This window comes from Tateyamaria pelophila (assembly GCF_019966495.1).
Taxonomy (GTDB): Bacteria; Pseudomonadota; Alphaproteobacteria; order Rhodobacterales; family Rhodobacteraceae; genus Tateyamaria; species Tateyamaria pelophila.
In genome coordinates, this window is sequence record NZ_JAIMIA010000060.1 from 1 (window position 1) to 22142 (window position 22142).

Consider the following 22142-nt stretch of genomic DNA (forward strand, 5'->3'; position numbering starts at 1 on the left):
TCAGACAGAGCCGCCCGGTTCTCTGCGGTCGCCAGTCCCTCGGTCTCGAACCGGCCCATCTGCGACGTGGATGCGGCATGCGCATCGACGGCACGGCCACCGACAACCTGGCGCATCACGGGATCGAGCGCGAGACGGTCGGCGTCATTGACGTCCCCGTATCCTGCCAACCGGCCGTAGACCGATTGCCGAAACAGCCCGTCGAGCCGGTGGATCGTGTTCTTGCCACGGCGATTATCGCACAGGGCAGCAGACGCCAGATTGGACAGACCGAGCGCGTCATCAAGCTCGCGCATCACCAGAAGGCCGCCATCCGAACTGAGCTGAGCGCCCCGGAATTCCAGCCGCACGCGAGGGTCAAAATCCACACGATCTGCCCGCTGCAAGCCCGCACCCTCTGGGTGATCCATGAAACACATCCTCCGCAGCAACCAACGCCATGATATATATAGAAAATATCACGTTCAAGACAGCGAAATCAGAGATCTACTTGGGGAATGCGGGTATAACTTTATCAATGATGCAGGCGAAGTTGACGGGTTTGAGAGTGAATTGGGCGACGAGTTGTGCATGCGCGCCGAGTTGACCTGCGAATGGGTCAAGAACGATTGGGACAGCATTATTCCCAACCTTGTGTCGTCGAACTACGACACCATCATGGCCGGCATGTCGATCACCGACGAACGGGACGAAGTGATCGATTTCACCCAAAACTACTTCCCGCCCACTGCGTCGGCCTATGTGGCGGCTGCTGAGGGTGCTGATTGGGAAAACGGAATTGTCGCCGCGCAAACAGCAACCATCCAAGCCGGTCACGTCGCGTCGGGCGATGCCGTACTGGTTGAGTTCGCAACGCCCGAAGAAACCGTCGCCGCCGTGCGCAATGGCGAAGCAGACGCCGTCTTTGCCGACGCAGACTACCTTGCCCCTCTGGTCGAAGCATCTGGCGGCGAACTGATGTTTGTCGGACCTGATGTACCTCTCGGCGGTGGCGTCGGCATGGGTCTGCGCGAAAGCGACACCGAGTTGAAAGAAAAGTTCGATGCGGCCATCACATCGATGAAAGAAGACGGGTCCTTGAACGCATTGCTCGTCAAGTGGTTCGGCGAAGCGACTGCGCAATATTGATAAGGCACGGGACGGGGGGAACTCCGTCCCAACGCTCTGACAGAGATGTTTTCCTATTGCACCGAGCCCGATACGCTGGCCACCGTTTGGTGGCTGAGTTGCTATTTGACGACGGGCGTGCATTTTTCCTTCTATCTGAGTTTCCTCAAGGTGCTGGGCATCCTGGCCGTTACGGCGCCCGTTTCGCTTGCTTTCGGGTTCGGCGGCGCGATGGCCGCCCGGTCCCGCATTTTGCCCCTTTCGCTGTTTGGCAAAGGCTATATCGCGATCGTGCGCGGCGTACCGGACATTGCCTTCTTCCTGTTCTTCGTGATTGCCCTTGATCAGGGATTTGAGTGGCTGCGCCATCAGGTGCTTTGCTCTGACTGGACGGATCCCATTCGCCAGGGCAACGATTTTCTGGTCTGTCCACAGGCCAAACTGCCGCTTGGGACTGCGCCGCAACCAATCCACCAACTGTATGCCTTTGGCCTTGCGATTGTTACCTTTGCGATCGTCTTTGGTGCATTCGCGGCCAATGTCATTTTCGGAGCGATGCGCGCGGTGCCCAAAGCCCAGCTTGAGACAGCCGAAGCCTACGGCATGTCGCCCCGTCAGACGTTTTGGCGCATTCTGGTGCCGCAAATGTGGGTCTTTGCCCTGCCGGGCCTGTCAAACCTCTGGCAGGTGCTGATCAAGGCCACACCATTGCTGTTTCTGCTGGGCATCGAGGACGTCGTGTATTGGGCGCGTGAACTGGGCGGGACCAAGACGGCGCGATTCACATCATACCCCCATGGCGACTGGCGGATGTGGTACTTCCTCGCGCTGCTGGTGTTCTACCTGCTGATGACGTGGGGCTCCGAAAAGATCCTCAAACGGGTGATGGCGCGCCTCACGCGCGGACAGGCCACATCGGGCGGCGAAGCCCAGCGTAAAGGGGTTGCCGCGTGAGTTGCTTGGAAACCATCCAGTCTTACGCCCTGCGCTCTGTCGGCATCGGGGAACGGCTGTTGCCGCGCAGCGACTTCACCTTGTGCGAACAGTTCACCTTGATCGGCTCCGGCATGATCTGGAACATTTATTTCGGGATCATGGCCCTTTGCACCGGGTTCTTTCTCGCGACTGCACTGGCCATTGCCAAGAGTCGGCCAAACCCCTGGCTGCGCAAACCGGCAGAGTGGTTCATTTTCCTGTTCCGAGGCTCACCGCTCTTTATCCAGTTCTTCTTTGCGTACTTCCTGTTTCTCAGCCTCAAGGGCACATTTCCAATCTTTTCGCCCTTCACAGCCGCATGGCTGGGCGCGTTGATCGTGTTGTTCCTCAACACGGCTGCCTATTCGGCCGAGATCTTTTACGGCGCACTGCAATCGATCCCAAAGGGTGAAGTTGAGGCCGCAGATGCTTACGGGTTGTCGGGTTGGTCCCGGTTTCGGCGGATTGTGTGGCCGACCATGCTGCGCCTCGCCTGGCCGAGCTATACCAACGAGGCGATTTTTCTCTTCCATGCCACCACTCTCGTCTATTTCTCTGGATTTCCGGCATGGCAACAGCGTGGCGACGCCCTCTATTATGCCAGCTATTTTGCGGACAAGACATTCAACCCCTTTGTCCCCTACCCGATCCTCGCGATGTATTTTATTATCCTGACGCTGGTGATTATCGGCGTGTTTGGGCTGGTCAACCGACGCCTCAATCGCCATCTTCCGGAAAATACGCGCTCTCGGATCAAGTATCGTCCAAACCTCATCCGATAGCGCGGTGCCTCCTTGCCTGACTTTCCGCTGGCCAAACCGCCGGTCGCATGATGAGCAGGGATTAATTGAACAGAGAAGTGAAGACGCATGCATGACTGGCTGAAAAACAATCCCGAAATCCGGGCGATCCGCGTGGCGGCTTCGGACCTGAACGGGGTCGCGCGGGGCAAACGGGTGCCGGTGCGCTTTGCGGATAAGGTCACGACTGACGGCACGCGGTTTCCGATGTCCGTCCTCAATCTCGATATCTGGGGCGAGGACATAGAGGATAGCCCGCTTGTGATGGAAAGCGGGGATCGTGACGGCGTGCTCCGGCCCACCGAACGTGGGTTCGTGCCGATGCCATGGCTGACCACACCAACCGGGCTGTTGCCGATCTGGATGTATCATGAGGACGGTCGCCCGTTCATGGGCGATCCGCGTCATGCACTGGCCAACGTCCAGAAGCGGTATGCCGCCTTGGGCCTCACCCCTGTCGTGGCCGTGGAACTGGAGTTTTTTCTGATCGACGATGCAGGCGGGCGGTTGCGCGTGCCGCCCTCGCCACACTCTGGCAAACGCCGCGTGGCCGGAGAGATCCTCTCGCTGCGTGCACTTGATATGTTCGATGACTTTTTTACCGAGCTTTACGACGCCTGCGAAGCCATGGATATTCCCGCTGATACGGCGATTTCGGAATCCGGTCTGGGCCAGTTCGAGATTAATCTGATGCACCAATCCGACGCACTGAAGGCCGCCGATGATGCGTGGTTGTTCAAGATGCTGGTCAAGGGGTTGGCCCGCAAGCACGGCTTTGCGGCGTCGTTCATGGCAAAACCCTATGACGACTATGCCGGGTCCGGCATGCACATGCATTTTTCAGTTCTCGACGGTGAAGGGCGCAACGTCTTTGATAACGGCTCTCACACTGGCAGCGACATATTGCGCCATGCGGTGCAAGGGTGCCTTGCCGCCATGCCGGGCTCAATGCTGATCTTTGCGCCGCATGCCAATTCCTATGCCCGTCTGATCCCCGGTGCGCACGCGCCGACGGGTATTGCCTGGGCCTACGAGAACCGCACGGCAGCCATTCGCATACCCTCCGGCCCACCGGCAGCACGGCGGATCGAGCATCGTCTGGCGGGCGGTGATGTGAACCCGTATCTCTCGGTCGCGGCCATTCTGGGTGCGGCTCTCAACGGGATCGAAGACGCGGTCGACCCGCCCGCACCCATCAAGGGCAACGCCTATGCGCAGGATTTGCCGCAGGTGCCGAATACATGGGACGGGGCGATTGCAGCCTTCGAGCAATCCGAACAGGTCGCCCGGATTTTCGACGCCGAGCTGATACGCAACCTGTTGCTGACCAAGAGACAGGAGGCCCGCGAAATGGCTGATCTGACGCCTCAGGAGCAGACGGAAATCTACCTCGACTCTGTTTGATCCGCGCCCTATCGTCGCTTCGCAACCTTCAGGTGATCCATGAAAATCGGCATTCTGCAAACCGGCCACGTCAACGAACAACTCGTGGAGGAAAACGGGGATTACCCTGAAATCTTTCGGCAATTTCTCACCGGTCAAGGCCTGAGCTTTGTCGATTTTGCGGTTTGCGATGGTGATTTCCCCGACGGGCCGCAAGCTGCCGATGGATGGCTGATCACGGGGTCGAAATTTGGCGCGTACGAAGATCTGCCCTGGATTGCGCCGCTCGAAACGCTGATCCGCGACATTTACGCCAGTGATCGGCCCATGGTCGGGATCTGCTTTGGCCACCAGATCATCGCGCAGGCCCTTGGGGGGCGGGTAGAAAAATTCAAAGGCGGTTGGTCCGTCGGACGGCAGGAATATCCGCTGAACGGCGAAACGCTGGCTTTGAACGCATGGCATCAGGATCAAATCGTCGCGCTGCCGGATGGTGCCGAGGTGATCTCCAACACTCCGTTTTGTGCCAATGCCGCTCTGCTTTATGGCAACAAGATCTTTACCTTGCAGCCGCATCCAGAGATCGATCGGACCTATATCAAGGGCTTGCTGGACGTGCGCGCGCCCGGCGTGGTGCCCGAACCCTTGCGCCAAGAGGCCATCGCGCAGCTTGGTCGTGACACGGACAGCGCCCGCCTCGCCGACATGATCGCGCATTTTTTCAAGGAAAAGAGGATCGCATGAGCGACGACTGGACGACACGGATACCGGAAGCAGCACAGACCTATCTGGAGGGTCGGCGGTTGGATGAAGTGGAATGCATCATCTCGGACCTACCGGGAATTGCGCGCGGCAAGGCCGTGCCAGCCTCCAAATTCGCGCGCCAGGATTACTTTCATTTGCCAGACAGCATTTTTTACCAAACCATCACCGGTGATTGGGGCGAAGCGGCGGACGAAGACGGGTTCATCGAAAAGGACATGATCCTGCGCCCGGACATGAGCACCGCCACAGCGGCTCCGTGGACAGGGGATTGGACTCTGCAAGTGATCCATGACGCCTATGATCGCAACGGCGCGGTTGTGCCGTTTTCGCCGCGAAACGTACTGAAACGTGTGGTGCAACTGTACCACGATAAAGGATGGGAACCCGTCGTCGCCCCCGAAATGGAGTTTTTCCTGATCGCGCGCAACCTTGACCCGGCGCAGGAAATCCAGCCCATGACCGGCCGATCCGGCCGCCCGGCCGCGGCGCGGCAAGCCTACTCAATGACGGCGGTGGACGAATTCGGCCCCGTGATCGACGACATCTATGACTTTGCAGAAGCGCAGGGGTTCGAGATCGACGGCATCACGCAGGAAGGTGGCGCAGGGCAGCTTGAGATCAACTTGCAGCATGGAGATCCGCTGAAACTGGCCGATGAGGTCTTTTACTTCAAACGGCTCATTCGGGAAGCGGCTCTGCGCCACAATTGCTTTGCAACCTTTATGGCGAAACCGATCGAAGACGAACCGGGCAGTGCGATGCATATCCACCATTCGATCCTCGATATGAAAGACGGCAGCAATATATTTACGGGGTCGGAGGGCGAGGATACGGATGCGTTCTTTCACTTCATTGCCGGCTTACAAAACCACATGCCCGCTGCTCTTGCCGTGATGGCGCCCTATGTGAACAGTTACCGCCGCTACGTCAAAGACCATGCCGCGCCGATCAATCTGGCATGGGGGCGCGACAACCGGACCACGGGTATCCGCGTACCGCTGTCGCAGCCAAAATCACGCCGCGTCGAAAACCGCATCGCCGGAATGGATTGTAACCCGTATCTGGGCATCGCGGCATCGCTGGCCTGCGGATATTTGGGCCTTGTGGAACAGCAACAGCCATCGCCTGAATTCAAGGGCGATGCGTACGAAGGGGATGGCGATATACCGCGTGTTCTGGGCTCGGCACTTGCGCTGTTTGACGAATCCAGCGCCCTGCATAAAGTTCTGGGACCGGAGTTCGCGCGCGTCTATTCCATCGTCAAACGTGCGGAATATGACGAATTCCTGCAGGTTATTTCCCCATGGGAGCGCGAACATCTTCTGATGAACGTCTAGGTGACAACCCGGCCCTCCGGGGGGGATTTTTGGGGAACAGAGAAGATGAACCTGCTTTACGCCAATGACAAGCTTGGCGCGTATCCGCGAAGTTGGTACGCCGCGACGACCGATATTGCAGCTGAACGCCCTCCTTTGAAGGGCGATGTGACAGCGGATGTCTGCGTTGTCGGTGCGGGCTATACTGGATTGTCCGCAGCGCTGCATCTGGCCCAGTCAGGTCGCAAAGTCATAGTGCTCGACGCGCAGCGGGTCGGCTTTGGAGCATCCGGGCGCAATGGTGGCCAGCTTGGCTCAGGCCAGCGTGTCGCCCAACCGGATCTGGAAAAGATGGTCGGACGAGAGGCGGCGCGTCGGCTCTGGGCCTTGGGTCAAGAGGCCAAAGACCTGGTCAAGTCCCTCATCTCCGAGCATGAGATCGCGTGCGACTTACGCCCCGGGATTGCCTGGGCCGGGAAAAGCAAGGCCGACGTGGACGATTTGCACCGCTATGCCGATCACATGCGGCAGCATTATGACTATGACATCGAGGTCCCCTCAAACGCCGATTTTGCCGCGGTCTGCCCCTCACCTCGCTACAAGGGCGGTGTGATAGACTGGGACGCAGGCCATTTGCATCCGCTGCGCTTTGCCGTCGGTCTGGCCCGCGCAGCAGAGGCGGCGGGCGCCGTCATTCATGAACGCAGCGCGGTTGTCGATGTTACGCAAGGGCCGCGCGTGACACTGCGCACCGATGCAGGCACTGTTTTGGCCGATCACGTGATCTATGCCTGCAATGGTTATCTTGGCGCACTCGAGGGTCAGGTGGCGTCCCGTGTCATGCCCATCAACAACTTTATCGCGGCAACAGCGCCGCTCGGGGCGGATGCCGTTCGCATACTCTCCCGAGATATCGCAGTGTCCGACAGTCGCTTTGTGGTCAATTATTTCCGCCTGAGCCATGACGGACGGCTGTTGTTTGGCGGCGGGGAATCCTACGGCTACCGATTTCCCAGCAACATCGCGGCAGCCGTTCGCAAACCGATGTGCGAGATATTCCCGCATCTGAAGAACGTCCCCATCGATTTTGCCTGGGGCGGGACATTGGCAATTACCATGAAGCGCCTGCCTTACCTTGCCCGAGTAAGTCCAAATGCACTGTCCGCGTCCGGATATTCGGGGCACGGAGTCGGTACGGCAACCCATGCGGGCAAATTGATGGCGGATGCGATACTAGGGCAAAGCGACGGGTTTGATACCATGGCAGCCTTGCCGAGCATGCCCTTTCCCGGTGGCGTTGCATTGCGCAGCCCTTTGCTGGCGCTTGCCATGACCTGGTACAGCTTGCGCGATCGCGTCGGCCTGTAACGCTTCATCTCCTTTCGAACTTGTCGAAACAGGTGCACTCGTGGTCTGCACGCCGCGACAAAACTGTTTTCTTTGCGCGCGCGGTGTTTTACAAAAACGAAAGTAAAACATAAGGAAATCGAAATATGACTTTGCCTGACATGCACAGCGCCGAAGCCATACCCGCAGCTGCCCGCACCGAGATCGACCGCCTTTTGCAGTCCGGAGACCTCTTTCGCTACACAGCCGCAAAGGACGCACCGGTTTCCTTGCTGGAAGCAGAATTTGCAGAACTCATGGGCAGTCGGTTTGCCCTTGCAGTTTCGTCCTGTTCAGCGGCGCTGTTTCTGGCGCTCAAGGCGCTGGACCTGCCACGCGATGCGCGCGTTCTGATCCCCGGTTTTACCTTTGCCGCAGTCCCCTCCGCCGTAATTCATGCCGAGTGTTTACCGATCCTGTGTGAAGTCGGCGAAAACTACCGTATCGACCTGGGTGATTTCACGGCCAAATTGCCCGGAGCAGATGCTGTCATCATCAGCCATATGCGGGGCCACACCTCGGACATGGATGCGATCATGGCTTTGTGTGATACGACAGACGTGCCCGTCATCGAGGATGCCGCCCACTCTCTGGGGACGACATGGAACGGGGCCAAGATCGGGACCATCGGCCGCGTGGGGTGTTTTTCGTTCCAATCCTACAAGATGATAAATGCAGGCGAAGGCGGTATTCTGATCACCGATGACGCCGATCTGGTCGCACGCGCTGTTATCATGTCGGGCGCGTATGAACATAATTGGCAAAAGCACCCGGTCTTGCGGGATGCCTTCGCCGTCCATCAAAACCGATTGCCGTTGTATAACTTGCGTATGTCCAACCTGTCGGCCGCCGTGATCCGCCCGCAATTGCCGCATCTGGCGCGACGTGTGGTGGATGGGCGTCGCAATCACGACCACGTCGCGGAGCTTTTGTCCGTCAGCGCATCTATCCACGTGCCCAACCCTTTGCCCGGAGAGGTCCGCGCACCGGATTCCATCCAGTTCAATCTGATGAATATGAGCGACAGCGAGGTTCACAGCTTTGTCGCAGGGGCGGCGGCGGCTGGCGTCAAAGTACAGGTCTTCGGGATGAGCAGCGACAATGCGCGGGCGTTTTGGAACTGGCAATTTGTCCCCGATTTGCCGGATTTGCCCCGCACCCGCGCCATGCTGATGCGGGCTTGTGATGTGCGTCTGCCTGTGCATCTGCCTGCGGAAACACTGAATGCGGTGGCTGATGTCATCTTGCAAGCTATCGACCATGCCACACGCCCCGCACGGGCCTTCGGGAGGTGATGCACGCACCCGGATTTTAGGGCGGATCGTAAGGCGCAGCCTGCTGCGCCCTTTCCTTTTGCACCGCCGCAACGGTATCCTTGGCGCTATGACAGATTTCAAAACCGGAGCCGCCTTCCTGGGTGGTGATATCCTGCCGCTGGGCGATGCGGGCCTGCCCTTGACCGATTGGGGCGTGACCCATTCCGACATCGTCTACGACGTGGTTCCCGTCTGGCGCGGCGCCTTCTTTCGGCTGAACGACTATCTTGACAGGTTCGAAGCCTCAATGAACGGGGCGCGCATGGAGGTCGGCATGGACCGCGCCGCAATCATCCGTGCGTTACATGATATGGTCGCGACTGCGGGCATGAACGACGCCTATGTTGCCATGGTCGCCGCACGGGGTCGCAATCCTGTTCCCGGCAGCCGCGACCCGCGCGATTGTGAGAACCACTTCTATGCCTGGTGTGTGCCTTACGTGCATATCGTGGCACCCGAAGCCGCCATCAAAGGCACGTCCGTCTGGATTGCAAAATCGGTTCGACGCATTCCCAAAGACAGCGTCAATCCGCGCCTCAAGAACTACCACTGGGGCGATTTTACCTCGGGCCTTTTTGAGGCGAAGGACAACGGGTTCGAAACAACGCTTTTGCTGGATCACGACGGTCATGTGACTGAAGGGCCGGGCTTCAACGTGTTCGCGGTCTTTGGCGACACAGTGGTCACTCCGGACGACGGCGTGTTGCACGGCATCACACGTCAGACTGTTCTCGAGATGTGCAGCGCAGCCGGATTGAAAACCGAAACACGTGCCCTGCCCCTTGATGAATTCTGGCAAGCGGACGAGGTTTTTCTATCCTCGTCCGGCGGCGGCGTTATCCCGGTGGCACAGGTCGATGAAAGGTACTTTTCCAACGGAAGTGCCGGAGAGCGCGCGCTGGATCTGCGCAAACGCTATTTCGACTGGATCAGCCAGGACAGGTTTCGCACCCCGGTTGCGGCGCCAAGCCGGTAAGGCGCACACGTCTGTGCGCCCGGCGCAACGCTCAGGAGAGTTTGGACAATTTCTTCTGAAGTTCTGCCAGTTGCTTCTTGATCGTTTCCAGATCTTCGGCCGTGTCCTTTTCGTCAGGCTCCGCCTCGGTCGAAGGTCCGGACCATTGGCCGAGGCCACCGGTCATCGCCTTGATAAAAGCCTGTTGCTGGGCTTGCATTGCATCAAAGCCCGGCACCTTGGTCATGGGATTGATCGCGCCCATGCCTTCGATCATCTTGCTTTGTCCGTCGCGCAGCATATCGAACGACGCTTGCAAGAACTGGGGAACGACGCTGACCCCACCGCCCATATAGCTACGCACCAGATCATTCAGGACATCCACCGGCAAGACACTCTCGCCACGGCTTTCATGCTCGGCAATGATCTGCAACAGATACTGACGGGTCAGATCATCCCCGGTCTTGAGGTCGACGATCTGAACCTCACGCCCATCACGGATAAACCCCGAAATATCTTCAAGCGTTACGTAATCGCTTGTCTCGGTGTTATACAACCGACGGCTGGCATACCGTTTGATCAACAAAGGTGCTGCTTTTTCTGTCACGTGGCTTCTCCCCGATGCGGCGTGCTGCGTTGCAGCTTAGGGCCACCGGGGAGAAAAAGAAAGCACGCACACGCTTTGCGTCCATTTATGGCGAATCCACGCGCTGGCCCTTCGCATCGCTTGGTACGTGCGACGCCAGACATACCGAGATTGCAGTGTAGAACGGTGTGGCGCGGTAATCTGGCAGACGTGTCGCCAGTTTGGAGCTATCGATCCGATGCGGTATGTCCCAAAGGTAACGCATTTCGAGCACCTCGCGGGTTTGTGGTGAAAAGAGCCCCAGCAAGCGCAAAATCCCGCGACGCATCGTTGAAACACGCATTTCTGCCCTGTGGCAGCTTCGACTGCAGCAATCAGGGCGTTTCCATCCGCCGCCTAGCCCGGAAAACTGAACGTCTCGAACCTATAAAGCCTGTGGTGCTTTTCAGACAGGCCGACCATGGCGCGTGCCATATCCTGAATATACGCCCACGTATGCTCGACATCGCAAGATCCCCGGCAGATCAATTTGCCCTGCCATGCTTTGTTTTTCATATCGCTGTCGATCAACATCCGGTTTTGGCAGCTTCTACGAAATCGCCGCCCCGCAGCACGAGCGTCCGAACGCGGCTGTCATGATATGCAAGTTCCATACGTGCACTAATGTTTCCCTTGCGTATTGAGGGTCGCCACACAGCTTTTCCGTCAGGACGGGGTATGGCACTATCGTAGCTTTAAACGTTCCTTGGGATCATCACAGGCGCTCCGCTGGTCCGTGCTGCGGAAAGAACTTCCTCCACGATCAAAGGCACTTGCACCGCCCAGTCCTGACATGGCGGATTTGCAGCATTCAGGATTACATCTTGTCCGGCGCCGCACGCACCAACGCCGCCGGGTCCGTCACGTGTGCAGTGACCCGTCCGGGTCCCTAGAACTCCGCTACCAGTTGCACGCCAATTCCGTGACGGTCCAACCGGCCCCGACAAAGGCCTCGACTGCTGTGCGGCCAAGTCGACTCTTTGCGCCCTGTACGATGACAGATGTCATGCAAAATTTGAATTGTAACATCCGTATGTGGATACATGATGATGCAACGCAACTGGGCGCACATTCAATCTTTCGCAGCGGTCATCGAGCAGGGGTCGCTGTCCACCGCCGGGCTTGCGCTGCATAACAGCCAACCAACGCTCGGCCGTCACATCGCGACGTTGGAATCACGCATAGGTGACAGGCTTTTCAAACTTAATCGCGGCGGTATGAAATTGACCAAGGCCGGGTCCAAGCTGATGGCGTATGCGGGCCAGATGGCAGATGCCGCCGTACGTATTTCGGCCGTAGGTTCGGGTCAGAATGTCGAAAAGGGCAACACGCTCCGCATCACTGTCTGTCAACTTGTCCCCTCTTTCCTTCGCCCCCTGCGCTGGCTCGACTGCGCCAGGCGCATCCAGACATGAATATCAACAGACTGCCCACGGTAGGGCCGGCGGTAACATCCGCCTTTTTGCCTTCCGGTGTGACGATCAGGTCGTGTGTTGGCAAATAGAGCGTGCCGGTTGCGGCATTGGATTTGACCAATTTGGCATGAGCGACATGGAGCCAAGGGTGCAGGGGTGTCTGGTGACGTGCCGGTCGCTCACCTACCGGTCTGGCTCACAGCGCATCCTGAAATGCGCACAACCTTGCGCGTGCGTCGTGCATTCAACAGGCTCGCCGCGGTGATCCTGAGCTAAAAAAAAGGCGGGTCCGCAAGGGACCCGCCATCAGTCATCGCACCGTTTCAGGGAGGAAGGTGGTGCGATAAAACTGGATCGCTTACTTTGCAGCAGCGGCTTTCTTGGCAGCAGTTGTGATGTCGCCAGTGGCTTTTTTCACAACGGCAGATGCGTCTTCGCTCATGTCTTTGCCAGCAGCCATCATCAGTTCAACTGTGTCCATTTGAACTTTTTTCGCAACTTCGGCAAAAGCGGCCATGTGCTCTGCAGTCACTTCAGCATAGGACGACGCGAAGTCGGTCATTGCTTTGGCGTAGTCTGCAGGCTCTGCTTTGGCTTTGGACATGTCGCCCAGTTTCGCCAGAGTTTCTTTGGTCCACTTGGAGGAGATCTCGGTGGATTTTTCGGCTGCGTCGATTGCGACGTGGCTCAGCTTTTCGTTCAGCGATGTCGCTGTTTTGAATGCGTCTTCCATCGACGCTGTGTCGACAGGGAACGAACCCATTACGTCTTTGAACATTGCTGTCATGTCAGGTGTCTTGGCCATGGTATCTATCCTTCTGATCGCTGCGGGCCTATCCCCGCTTTTCTGCGTCTGAGGGATAGATACATGCTGCAGCGCAGCATTTCAAGTCTTTTTGCTGCAGCGCAGCATAATTTTTCTCGGCTACTTTTTTCCACGTATGATCAAGGCTTTGCTTTGACCGCCACATAGGTTCCGGGTGCATCACAGAGGACTGGATGCGAAGAATCACCCGGTTCACGTGCGGGAATCTGCTTGCCCCCACGTTTTTTCAGCCATTCCCCCCAGCGCGGCCACCACGACCCTTCGGTGAAGGTGGCCTCTGCGGCCCAATCCTCATATTCGAGGTTCAGATCCTCATGGGTATAGTGGCCGTACTTGTTTCTTGAGGGCGGATTCACGATGCCGGCAATGTGGCCAGACTGCGTCATGATGAACGTCTTGTCTTTGGATCCCATCTGCTGAACACCGCGGTAGCTGTCTTTCCAGGGTGCGATGTGATCCGTCTCACACGCGATGGCGCAGACCGGTACGCTGACGTCGCTGATCCGCAAGGTATGGCCCATCAGGTCAAACCCCCCGTCGGCCAATTCGTTGCGCTGGCACAGTCCGCGCAAATACTGCATCGCCATTTTGGCAGGCAGGTTGGCCCCGTCCCCGTTCCAATAGAGCAAATCAAAAGCCGGTGGGGTTTCGCCCATCATGTAGCTCTTGATCGCCGGAGTATAAACGAGGTCGTTGGAGCGCAGGAAGGTAAAGGTACGCGCCATGATGACGGACGGCAGTATCCCCTTATCGGCGCATTCGGCCTCGATCCCGTCGATGAAGTCATCGGTCAGGAACGGCGCGAATTCGCCCTGATCGGAGAAGTCCGTCAGAGCGGTAAAGAACGTCGCCGACTTGATCGACTTGTCGCCGCGCTGTTTCAACAGACTGAGCGTAAGAGTGAGCGTGGTGCCCGCGATGCAGTAGCCGATCGCGTTGACCTGTTTCTCACCGGTGATCGCTTTGGCCTCGCGGATGGCGGCCAGATACCCATCCTCAATATAGTCTTCCATGCCGACGCCCGCGTAGGCGGCATCGGGGTTCACCCAGGACACGACAAACAGAGTATAGCCCTGATCCACGATCCACTTCACCAGAGAGTTTTGCTGTTTGAGGTCGAGGATGTAGAATTTGTTGATCCACGGCGGAAAGAGAACCACCGGCGTCCTGTGCACCGTTTCGGTGGTCGGCGTATATTGGATCAGCTCCATCATGCGATTGCGATAGATGACCTTGCCGGGCGTCGTGGCAATGTTTCCACCAAGTTCAAAGGCGGATTCATCGGCCAGCTTGACGATCAGCTCGCCGTTGTTTGCCTCAAGGTCTGAGATCAGATTCTCGAGCCCTTGCACCAGAGACTGGCCTTCCGTCGCGACCGCCTTTTCCAGAGCGTCCGGATTGGTGGCCAGAAAATTGGTCGGACTCATCATGTCCACGATCTGACGCGAAAAGAAGGCCAGACGCTGCTTTTCCTGGGAATCCATATCCGTCACGTCATCGATCGCCTGCGAAATAGCGTCGGCGTTGATGAGGTACTGTTGCTTGACATAATTGAAGTACGGGTGCGTATCCCACAAAGCGTTCGCAAATCGCCGGTCCTTCGGGCCAGGATTCGCCGGGGCCGCAAGTTTTCCGCTCGCCAAGGTTTTCTGCGCTTCGACAAAATGGGTCACAGACCTGGACCAAAACTGCAACTGATGCTCCAGAACCTTGGCAGGATCGCGCAAAGTTTCCGTCCAGTAGGCCGTGGCCGCCTTGGTGAAGAGTTCCTGATTCGGACCATCCAGTGCCGCATTGTGCGTGCTGCGGTGCGTCAAAACCTGTGTGAGTCGCTTGGTCAGTTCATCCACTTTACGCAGGTTAGTGCTCAATTTGTCGAGGTTTTCGCCCGAGACAGCACCATCTGTGGTGTCATTGGTTGTCATATTAACGTCTTCCTCGTAGAGTTTGCATGTGCAGCATTCGGATTTTTCGGATGCCGCACGTATATGGTCGCATGTTTCAGGGGGCAAAGCGACAAACCGTCCGAGGTGCGTGGCGCTTTGGGCCCCTAGAGGTACGAAGGAATTATTAATGCGGTATATGGCCAGCTACGATCTCATGGAAACCATCCGAAACACGAACCAATGGCTGGGCGCAACGGCGCAAGCAATTGGCTCCTATCCGGCCTTTGCGATGATGCCAAGTCCCGGGTTACAGTGGATGCGCGCATGGGGTGAAGTCACTGAACGTACGTTCCAACGCATGGTGGTCAAACCCGACTGGGGGATTCCCTCGGTCACCGGCGAAGATGGCAAAGACCACCTCGTCAATGTCGAGATCGCCGTGCCCGGCGCCTTTGGCGACCTGATCCATTTCAGCGTGGCTGGCCGCAAGGCGCGTAAACGCAAGGTCATGCTGGTCGCCCCGATGTCAGGCCACTACGCAACACTGCTGCGATCGACAGTCATGTCGCTGCTGCCCGATTGCGAAGTCTATGTCACCGACTGGCACAACGCGCGCGACATTCCCGTCAGCGCGGGCAAGTTCGATATCGAGGATTACACCCTCTATCTTGTCGACTTCATGCGTCACATGGGGCCGGACACGCATGTCATTGCAGTGTGCCAGCCTGCGCCCCTGACGCTGGCGGCGACGGCCTACCTTGCGGAAGAAGACCCCGCGGCACAGCCCCGCTCGCTTACCCTGATCGGCGGGCCGATCGACCCGAACGCCAACGCGACCGATGTCACTGACTTTGGTCGCCGCGTGACGATGGGCCAACTCGAAGAAATGATGATCCAGCGCGTCGGCTTCAAATACCCCGGCGTCGGGCGCATGGTCTATCCGGGCCTCTTGCAGTTGCAGTCCTTCATGTCGATGAACTCTGAAAAACACAGCAAGGCTTTTTCTGACCAAATCAATGCCGTTGCCCGTGGCAAATCTGGCGACCATGACAAACACAACAAGTTCTATGATGAATACCTTGCCGTTATGGATATGACTGCGGAATTCTACCTGTCGACCGTCGAACGGATCTTCAAAGGTGCCGAGATCGCCAACAACGAATTCACGGTTGCGGGCAAGAAGGTCGACATCGGCAAGATCACAACCGTTGCGGTCAAAACGGTTGAGGGGGGTGCCGATGACATTTCCGCCCCCGGTCAGTGCATCGCGGCCCTTGATCTGTGTACCGGTCTGCCGGACAGCAAAAAGGCCAGCCATGTCGAGCCCGGTGCCGGACATTACGGGATTTTTGCAGGCAAAAGCTGGCGCAACAACATCCGGCCCCTCGTGTTGAACTTCATTGATGCCAATTCGCCCGAGACAGACGCGAAAGCCGCCAATAAAAACGCAGCGGCCTGACCCGGTGGCGGGCGTTGATCTGACCTTCGCCTGCGACTGCAACACCGTGCGCGGCGCCCTGATCGGGGTCAGCCCGCACAATGGTAATCGCGTTGACTGTTACTGTCACGATTGCCGTGCGGCGGAAGTCTATGCAGGCCAACCGGACCCGGCACCGGACCCGGTTGGCATATTTCAATACAAGCCCGACAAAGTGCGCATTGACGCAGGCCAGGACCAATTGGCCGTCTTTTCCTTCTCCGACAAGGGTGTCCTGCGCTGGCAGGCACGGTGTTGCGGCGCACCGTTGTTCAACACATTGCGCAGCCCCAAAATCGCATTTGTCGGCATCCGGACCGACCGTGTCAGTGATGCCACGGCCCTTGGCCCGGTTGTCAGTCGCGCCTTTGTGCGCAAGGCCAACGGCAAACGTGGGCATGACGGATTGCGACACGCGCTGTTTAATTTTGCGTCCAACGCGATCACGGCCCGCCTGACGGGGCGCTGGAAACAGACACCGTTTTTTGATGCCGCGACGGGTGAGCCAGTCAGCAAAGTCCACGTGGTGAGCGCGGCCGAGCGCGCGGCACTTGTCTTGCCAGACGTCCAACCGCCTCAGGCCTGACGCACGACCTGCGGCTGACGCATCCACTCTCTGAGCGCCGCCGTCGTCTCATCCGGCATCTCCAGAGTGGGCAGATGCCCCGCGTTGTCCAGAATGCGCAACTCCGCCCCTTGGATCAACTCAGCCATGAAGACGTGCCTTTTGACGGGGCAAAGCGCATCATGGGCGCCACACAACACCAAGGTCGGGATCTTGCATTTGCTTAAAACGTCTTGCTGGTCGGGGCGCCTTTGCAAAGCGCGTGACTGACGGACAAACACGTCGGGGCCCAGCGCTTGCGCCATATCCATCACCAAAGACAGGATTTCACCGCGATATGGCCCTGGCGCGAGGTAGTTCGGCTTCATCTCGTCGCGCATGACCTCCAGCATCCGCCCTGCGCGCACCTTGACGATCTGCGGTTCACGGGCGGCGGCGACCTGCGGGGTTTCGGCCAGTGGGTTCGTGTCCATCAGCGCCAGGCGCGTGATACGATTGGGGGCGCGGCGCAACAGCTCCATTGCAACAATTCCGCCCATTGATAGTCCTGCAAGGGCAAATCGTGGCGGCAATTCGTCCAATAATCCACTGGCGATCTCTTCGATCCGCTCGCCACGGGTGATCGGGCTGACCATAATTGAAAAATCCGGAGACAAGGCCGCAATCTGTGGCCCGAACAACCGTGCGTCGCACATCATGCCGGGAAGGAGAACCAATGGCTCAGCCATGGCGTCCGTTCGCCCGTGTCACTTGGTTCATGCCTGCCACCTTGCTGGTATTTGGAGCACCTTCCAGCATCCACCGATCCTGGGCAAGGCTTGGTTGCACAGCAAACCTCACAACTTTGGCACGTGCAGATGTGATCCCAGCGCCAAAGGTATCATGCCCAATCTTGGGAATCATCCAAACATGCGTTTCACGGATAGGCAATGCCGCGAAATGCCGGAAAGTCCGCATAGCGTTTTTGGCGCGCGGCTTTGGGCTCCGATGGCGTTTCGCCCCGTCGCAGCAGCAAGCCTTTGGGGGCAACGTAGCTGCCGATCATGCGATGGGGGTCTGGCCGCCAATCCAGATTGAATGCACAAAGCTGGGGAAAAAACCACATCGCGGAATAGGGCAGGTGATCGTGGATCCACCATGCCAAGTCGCGCCAATCCCGTCCGGCGCCGTATTGGTCCGCAAACCACGGGATGGCAAGCGACGTTCCCGCGATGGCGTCCGCGCCCTGCCCCCAATCCCAGATGTGACACTCCCACGGGTTGTCATTGCGCGCGCAGTTCAGCCCGTTGTCATTGCCATACTGATTGAGATCGGGCGAACGGTATCCTGACCGTATGGCCAAACGCCCAAATGTCTCTTCCAGCGGATCGAGAAGTTCGGTGCACAGCTTTCGTCCATGCGCGATTGCCAGATCCGGATCTTGAGGCAGGTTTTGACGCTGGTGGAAATTGCCGATCTCCGAATAAAGAAAGTCCCGCATGAAAAAGTGTTTCGATAGCCGCACGCGTCCAAGTGTCTCCAAACTCCACATGCTGGCCGGGCGCCGCATTAATTGAACCCCTCCCATTGGCATTCACTTTTCGGCCCGAGCGGCGCGTGCGGGTTCCGTGCCATTTCCCAGATATGCCTTTTCGGATCGGAGAAATCGCCGTGATTCCCGCCCCAGAATACATCTTGGGCCTCTCTCATACCTTTGGCGCCCGCCATCTCGATCAGGTGCAACACCTCAGTCGCGTCCTCTTTGCTTGGGACGTTATGGGCCAGCGCCATTGCAGCCAGACCTTGCGTCTCTTCAGGCACGCCGATTTCTTCGCCCAAAGCTTCAACGGAACAGAAGCCGAGAGTCTGGCCGATCAGATCAAAGGCAACCATACCTTCGGTGTCTTCGACACGCTCCCATCCAAAGGATTCGTAGAAGCGAGCCCGCTTTTCAATATCGCGGGCGGCCAATGTGATCAGGGAAACGCGTTGCTTCATCGATTTTCGCCCCATTGTGAATTTGACATGAAGCACGTCATGACGTGGTCGCCGAGCCATTCAGCCAATCCAAACGCTGCCAATATGGATACACGCTCTTTGACGGCGAAGATACTCATGCAGGGCATTGCCCTATGCGCCACTTGTCAAAACATCCGTCACCGCAGCTTCGATCAGACCAAGGCAGGACCCGTCCGAAAATCGATGATCCGCGTCTTTTACAAGGGTCAGATGCATATCAGGACAGTCCGCATGATCGAGCAGCCGCAGCGCGGTTTCTGTGCTGACCGCAGTGTCCGAAGTGCCTTGCAGGCAGCGCACGGGAAACGGCAGCGACAACGGGCGGCGCAGCACAAGGTTCGCGCGCCCATCCTCTATCAATCGCTGCGTGATGATATAGGGTTCCATGTAATCCGACGGCATCGCGATCTGTCCGTCGCGGGCAAGCGTCGCCTTTTGGTCCTCAGTGAACGACGCCCAGTACCCGTCCTCGGTGAAGTCGGGCGCCGCCGCAACCGTGACCAATCCTGCCACCCGATCCGGGTGCGCACGGGCGAACAACAAGGATTGCCAGCCCCCCATGGAACTGCCCACAACAATCAGTTTGTCAGTGGTCAATGCCGCAAGCGCTGCACTGGTGTCTTCGGCCCAATCCCCGATGCAGCCTTCTTCGAAAGTGCCGGAGCTTTGACCGTGACCGGAGTAATCAAATCGTAAAAAACCCTGCCTCCGTTCTTTGCACCATGCTTCCAGATGAACAGCCTTGGTGCCCGCCATGTCCGATTTCAGCCCGCCCAGAAAAACAACATAGGGGCCTCTTCCTTCGGTCAGATGATAGGCCAATTTGCGCCCCTGAGGGGTCGCTAGATATTGCGCGTCGCTCATGATTCCTCCCTGTCCGCAGTGCGCAAACCATGCGCGGGGTAGACGGCACTGTCCATGTCAGGGATGAGGAGAACAGGACTATGCAATGAGGGCGGCTTAATCTACGGGCGCTGGAGAACTTGCCGCACCTAATCGCCAGCCCGGTAGTTTTCCGTTTGGAACACCCAACTCCCCACTCGAAAGACGATGGTATGGCATATGTCTTGGCAAAAGCGCCAAGCAGTCGCTGCCTCACACCTCGATAAAACCGAAGCATGGTATCCGACAAAGTTTTGGCGCCCGAATACTATCCAGCCGGTGGGCCACGACTGACTATGCGGCGTCAGCCGCCGACATAGGGCCCTTTGGAGGGTCGATAGAATGTCTTTTGATTGTGCAACCGACCCAGCAGGTCATGAATCTGACGCACGTCCTCGTCCTGCGAGCGTGCTTTGACATCCGCCTGGGTCTTTGCCAGTTTCGACGCGCGCAACGCGTTTTCGATCAGATCCATATCCGACACTGACAATTCAAACTTTGTGTTGAACTTAGGCACTGTGCGACCTCTATCATAGACTGTGTTTCCGATACGAACATACATATGCCTACACAGCAGATTGTCCATCCCGAAATGTCGATTTCTGACCGCGAAGTGGCGCTTTTTCAGCATGCCTTGGTATACGGGGTTTCGGGTTATATGACCTAAGAGGCTTCGCCACTTCGACAGTTAACCAATACGTGCTTGGCCAAAGGCCTGGTCGCATGCCGACTGCATCACAATACGCTCAAATTGCAGTCGATAAGTCCGAGAAAACACGCAACTCTGGAAACGAGGCAGCATCGGAGCCTGCTGCCTCAAAGCAAGAGCACCCTTTATGACGCTGAACAGAAGCATGATCGGCATTCAAAGAAACCACTCATCCACTTCAACAACGAAAGCGATCGGCTCGCCATTGTCTGAAACAATATCGTTCCATGTACCCACAGGACGTGTAAACTCAGGCGTTCCGAACTGACCGAAATCCTCAGCTCCGTTCACAACGTTGTTTGGCTCTCCTCGCGCCCAATTTGTATAGTCGAACTCTTCACCGGTTACCCATCCCCAACCCCCACTGGGTTCGGAGCCGTCCGGGTCCTGGATCAAACCGAAATAAGGCCCCTGGCCGGTGTCTGTCCACGCTGCAAAATCATCGACGAAGTTCTCGAATACAAACGCGTTTTCATCTGCTGATGTTGTTGTGGCCAAATACGCAGTGCCACAAGCCAAAGCCTCCGCGCGCGCATTCGCTTCATTCCACGTCATACCTTCGGGATCAATTACGATCTTGTACCAGTGTCCGTTTCCACCATCCAACGTACTCCACTGAATCCAGCCATCTTCTCGCGGAATAATATCACAGGCTTCTTCTGCATTGACCCCGTTGAGCTTGATTGAACCGCCATTGGAGAGTTCAATTATGGCGTTGCCATGACGGTCCTCTGAAACACCGGTTACGTCAATGCCATTTAGCTTCAGACGGTCCACACCGATTTCGAAATCAGTGATTGTATTCGCCCCCGTTGCGCTTGCGGCGAAGATAAACTTATCTGCGTCAGCGCCACCGGACAATTTGTTGTTTCCAAAGGCTGCCTTCAGGACGTCTTCGCCATCGCCGCCTTTCAACACGTCGTTGCCCAAGCCGCCGATCAGGCTGTCATTGCCGACACCACCCAACAGCTTATCATCGCCTTCCCCGCCGACGAGCTTATCGTCATCGTGTCCGCCTTTCAGCTTGTCGTCACCGTTCTGTCCCCTGAGAGTGTCATTCCCTCCCCGGCCGATAATTGTATCGTTTCCAGCGAGACCTCGAATTTCTTCGCTGGATTTGCTACCGACCAAGTAATCGTCAGCAAGCGTGGGCCAAGGACAAGGGGCAGCACCGCTGACACAGATTTCACCATCGCCCTCCGAAATAAGATCAACCGCCACAGAAGGGGAATTTAACGCGCTCGTTTCAAGGCGAGTATTCAAGGAAGCTGGTTCTGAAGATGCAGTCATTTTCGTTCCTCCAAAAAATCAGATTTCGATTTGGCAATGTCGGAAACGGTACAAATACTTTCTATACTTCAGTCAAAGCGTAGAAAATGAGATCCGTCGCCATGCAGTACGGAAAAAGCACCTGATCGGAATGCTCGACCACCAAAACCTGTGCGATACAACTCTGATCATATGCGTCGCCTCGCCGCGGGTTAATTTTAGTTGAAACTGCGATTATTTGGTATGATGCATGTCAATTCATACGTGGCTTGACCTGGATGAGATGTGCTTTCTGTCTCCATGGCGTTCGATCCCGTCCACTTTGATCACTTTCGATGAGCCGCCGCAGTGTCGTCATTGAAAAGATGCACAGCGGACGATTGAGGGACAAAGAAGACTGCGCAACGGCAGCTTCGCAACACTTTGTGCCGCATAGGATTGCACTGGGCGGGAAACAGCGTTAGGCCCTCCATCGCGCTGGGATCAT

Annotated in this window: 23 protein-coding genes; 12 read left to right on the forward strand and 11 right to left on the reverse strand. The window is 57.3% G+C overall.

Features of this window, described 5'->3' with window-relative positions:
* The coding region (locus LC354_RS16835; RefSeq protein WP_223421634.1) for a transposase at nucleotides 1-410 on the reverse strand (410 nt) is incomplete at its 3' end.
* Here LC354_RS16835 and LC354_RS16840 point away from each other — a divergent pair.
* The 9 genes from LC354_RS16840 to LC354_RS16880 all read left to right on the forward strand — a co-directional run bounded on the left by LC354_RS16840 (nucleotide 409) and on the right by LC354_RS16880 (nucleotide 10024).
* A complete protein-coding gene (locus LC354_RS16840) occupies nucleotides 409-1128 on the forward strand; it encodes a transporter substrate-binding domain-containing protein (protein WP_223425969.1) in 720 nt (239 codons plus the stop codon). The genes LC354_RS16835 and LC354_RS16840 overlap by 2 nt on opposite strands.
* 45 nt (nucleotides 1129-1173) lie before the next feature.
* Nucleotides 1174-2061 (forward strand): ABC transporter permease, encoded by an 888-nt coding sequence (locus LC354_RS16845; RefSeq protein ID WP_223425971.1) that lies wholly within the window; start codon nucleotides 1174-1176, stop codon nucleotides 2059-2061.
* Complete coding sequence (locus LC354_RS16850) at nucleotides 2058-2864, forward strand: ABC transporter permease (protein ID WP_223425973.1); 807 nt, start codon at nucleotides 2058-2060, stop codon at nucleotides 2862-2864. The genes LC354_RS16845 and LC354_RS16850 overlap by 4 nt, the downstream gene beginning before the upstream one ends.
* 87 nt (nucleotides 2865-2951) lie before the next feature.
* A complete protein-coding gene (locus LC354_RS16855) occupies nucleotides 2952-4286 on the forward strand; it encodes a glutamine synthetase family protein (RefSeq protein ID WP_223425975.1) in 1335 nt (444 codons plus the stop codon).
* Between the two features lie 39 nt (nucleotides 4287-4325).
* Nucleotides 4326-5009, forward strand: coding sequence for a type 1 glutamine amidotransferase (locus LC354_RS16860; protein ID WP_223425976.1), 684 nt, complete (start codon nucleotides 4326-4328; stop codon nucleotides 5007-5009).
* Nucleotides 5006-6367: a glutamine synthetase family protein gene (locus LC354_RS16865; RefSeq protein WP_223425978.1), complete on the forward strand. Its 1362-nt coding sequence runs from the start codon at nucleotides 5006-5008 to the stop codon at nucleotides 6365-6367. The genes LC354_RS16860 and LC354_RS16865 overlap by 4 nt, the downstream gene beginning before the upstream one ends.
* A 45-nt stretch (nucleotides 6368-6412) precedes the next feature.
* A complete protein-coding gene (locus LC354_RS16870; RefSeq protein WP_223425980.1) occupies nucleotides 6413-7714 on the forward strand; it encodes an NAD(P)/FAD-dependent oxidoreductase in 1302 nt (433 codons plus the stop codon).
* Nucleotides 7715-7839: 125 nt separating this feature from the next.
* A complete protein-coding gene (locus LC354_RS16875; protein WP_223425987.1) occupies nucleotides 7840-9027 on the forward strand; it encodes a DegT/DnrJ/EryC1/StrS family aminotransferase in 1188 nt (395 codons plus the stop codon).
* A gap of 88 nt (nucleotides 9028-9115) precedes the next feature.
* On the forward strand, nucleotides 9116-10024 hold the full coding sequence (locus LC354_RS16880) for an aminotransferase class IV (RefSeq protein WP_223425996.1): 909 nt from the start codon (nucleotides 9116-9118) through the stop codon (nucleotides 10022-10024).
* A 31-nt stretch (nucleotides 10025-10055) separates the two neighbouring features.
* Here LC354_RS16880 and phaR read toward each other — a convergent pair whose 3' ends face one another.
* Both phaR and LC354_RS16890 read right to left on the reverse strand, forming a co-directional pair.
* On the reverse strand, nucleotides 10056-10610 hold the full coding sequence (gene phaR / locus LC354_RS16885; RefSeq protein WP_223426003.1) for a polyhydroxyalkanoate synthesis repressor PhaR: 555 nt from the start codon (nucleotides 10608-10610) through the stop codon (nucleotides 10056-10058).
* A gap of 375 nt (nucleotides 10611-10985) precedes the next feature.
* A complete protein-coding gene (locus tag LC354_RS16890; RefSeq protein ID WP_223426005.1) occupies nucleotides 10986-11144 on the reverse strand; it encodes a hypothetical protein in 159 nt (52 codons plus the stop codon).
* A 527-nt stretch (nucleotides 11145-11671) separates the two neighbouring features.
* Here LC354_RS16890 and LC354_RS16895 point away from each other — a divergent pair.
* Nucleotides 11672-12043: a LysR family transcriptional regulator gene (locus tag LC354_RS16895; protein WP_223426007.1), complete on the forward strand. Its 372-nt coding sequence runs from the start codon at nucleotides 11672-11674 to the stop codon at nucleotides 12041-12043.
* Between the two features lie 358 nt (nucleotides 12044-12401).
* Here LC354_RS16895 and LC354_RS16900 read toward each other — a convergent pair whose 3' ends face one another.
* Both LC354_RS16900 and LC354_RS16905 read right to left on the reverse strand, forming a co-directional pair.
* Entirely contained in the window at nucleotides 12402-12848 is a 447-nt protein-coding gene (locus tag LC354_RS16900; RefSeq protein WP_223426009.1) for a phasin family protein, read from the reverse strand.
* A gap of 140 nt (nucleotides 12849-12988) precedes the next feature.
* Complete coding sequence (locus LC354_RS16905; RefSeq protein ID WP_223426011.1) at nucleotides 12989-14794, reverse strand: PHA/PHB synthase family protein; 1806 nt, start codon at nucleotides 14792-14794, stop codon at nucleotides 12989-12991.
* A gap of 148 nt (nucleotides 14795-14942) precedes the next feature.
* Between LC354_RS16905 and phaZ the strand changes: the two genes are divergently transcribed.
* Nucleotides 14943-16214 (forward strand): polyhydroxyalkanoate depolymerase, encoded by a 1272-nt coding sequence (gene phaZ / locus LC354_RS16910; RefSeq protein WP_223426013.1) that lies wholly within the window; start codon nucleotides 14943-14945, stop codon nucleotides 16212-16214.
* 4 nt (nucleotides 16215-16218) lie between these two features.
* Nucleotides 16219-16818, forward strand: coding sequence for a DUF6151 family protein (locus LC354_RS16915; protein ID WP_223426015.1), 600 nt, complete (start codon nucleotides 16219-16221; stop codon nucleotides 16816-16818).
* Here the strand turns inward: LC354_RS16915 and LC354_RS16920 are convergent.
* From LC354_RS16920 to LC354_RS16945, 6 genes are all read right to left on the reverse strand, one after another.
* Nucleotides 16809-17525 carry an alpha/beta fold hydrolase gene (locus LC354_RS16920; protein ID WP_223426016.1) on the reverse strand — a complete coding sequence of 239 codons (717 nt, stop codon included), beginning with the start codon at nucleotides 17523-17525 and terminating at the stop codon, nucleotides 16809-16811. The two genes, LC354_RS16915 and LC354_RS16920, sit on opposite strands and share 10 nt — an antisense overlap.
* A gap of 188 nt (nucleotides 17526-17713) precedes the next feature.
* Complete coding sequence (locus tag LC354_RS16925; protein ID WP_223426041.1) at nucleotides 17714-18328, reverse strand: hypothetical protein; 615 nt, start codon at nucleotides 18326-18328, stop codon at nucleotides 17714-17716.
* 17 nt (nucleotides 18329-18345) lie between these two features.
* Entirely contained in the window at nucleotides 18346-18774 is a 429-nt protein-coding gene (locus LC354_RS16930; protein ID WP_223426018.1) for a VOC family protein, read from the reverse strand.
* Between the two features lie 132 nt (nucleotides 18775-18906).
* Entirely contained in the window at nucleotides 18907-19659 is a 753-nt protein-coding gene (locus LC354_RS16935; RefSeq protein ID WP_223426020.1) for an alpha/beta fold hydrolase, read from the reverse strand.
* 322 nt (nucleotides 19660-19981) lie between these two features.
* Nucleotides 19982-20194, reverse strand: a complete 213-nt coding sequence (locus tag LC354_RS16940) for a hypothetical protein (protein WP_223426022.1) — start codon at nucleotides 20192-20194, stop codon at nucleotides 19982-19984.
* A gap of 348 nt (nucleotides 20195-20542) precedes the next feature.
* Complete coding sequence (locus tag LC354_RS16945; protein ID WP_223426024.1) at nucleotides 20543-21676, reverse strand: hypothetical protein; 1134 nt, start codon at nucleotides 21674-21676, stop codon at nucleotides 20543-20545.
* Nucleotides 21677-22142: the final 466 nt, after the last annotated feature.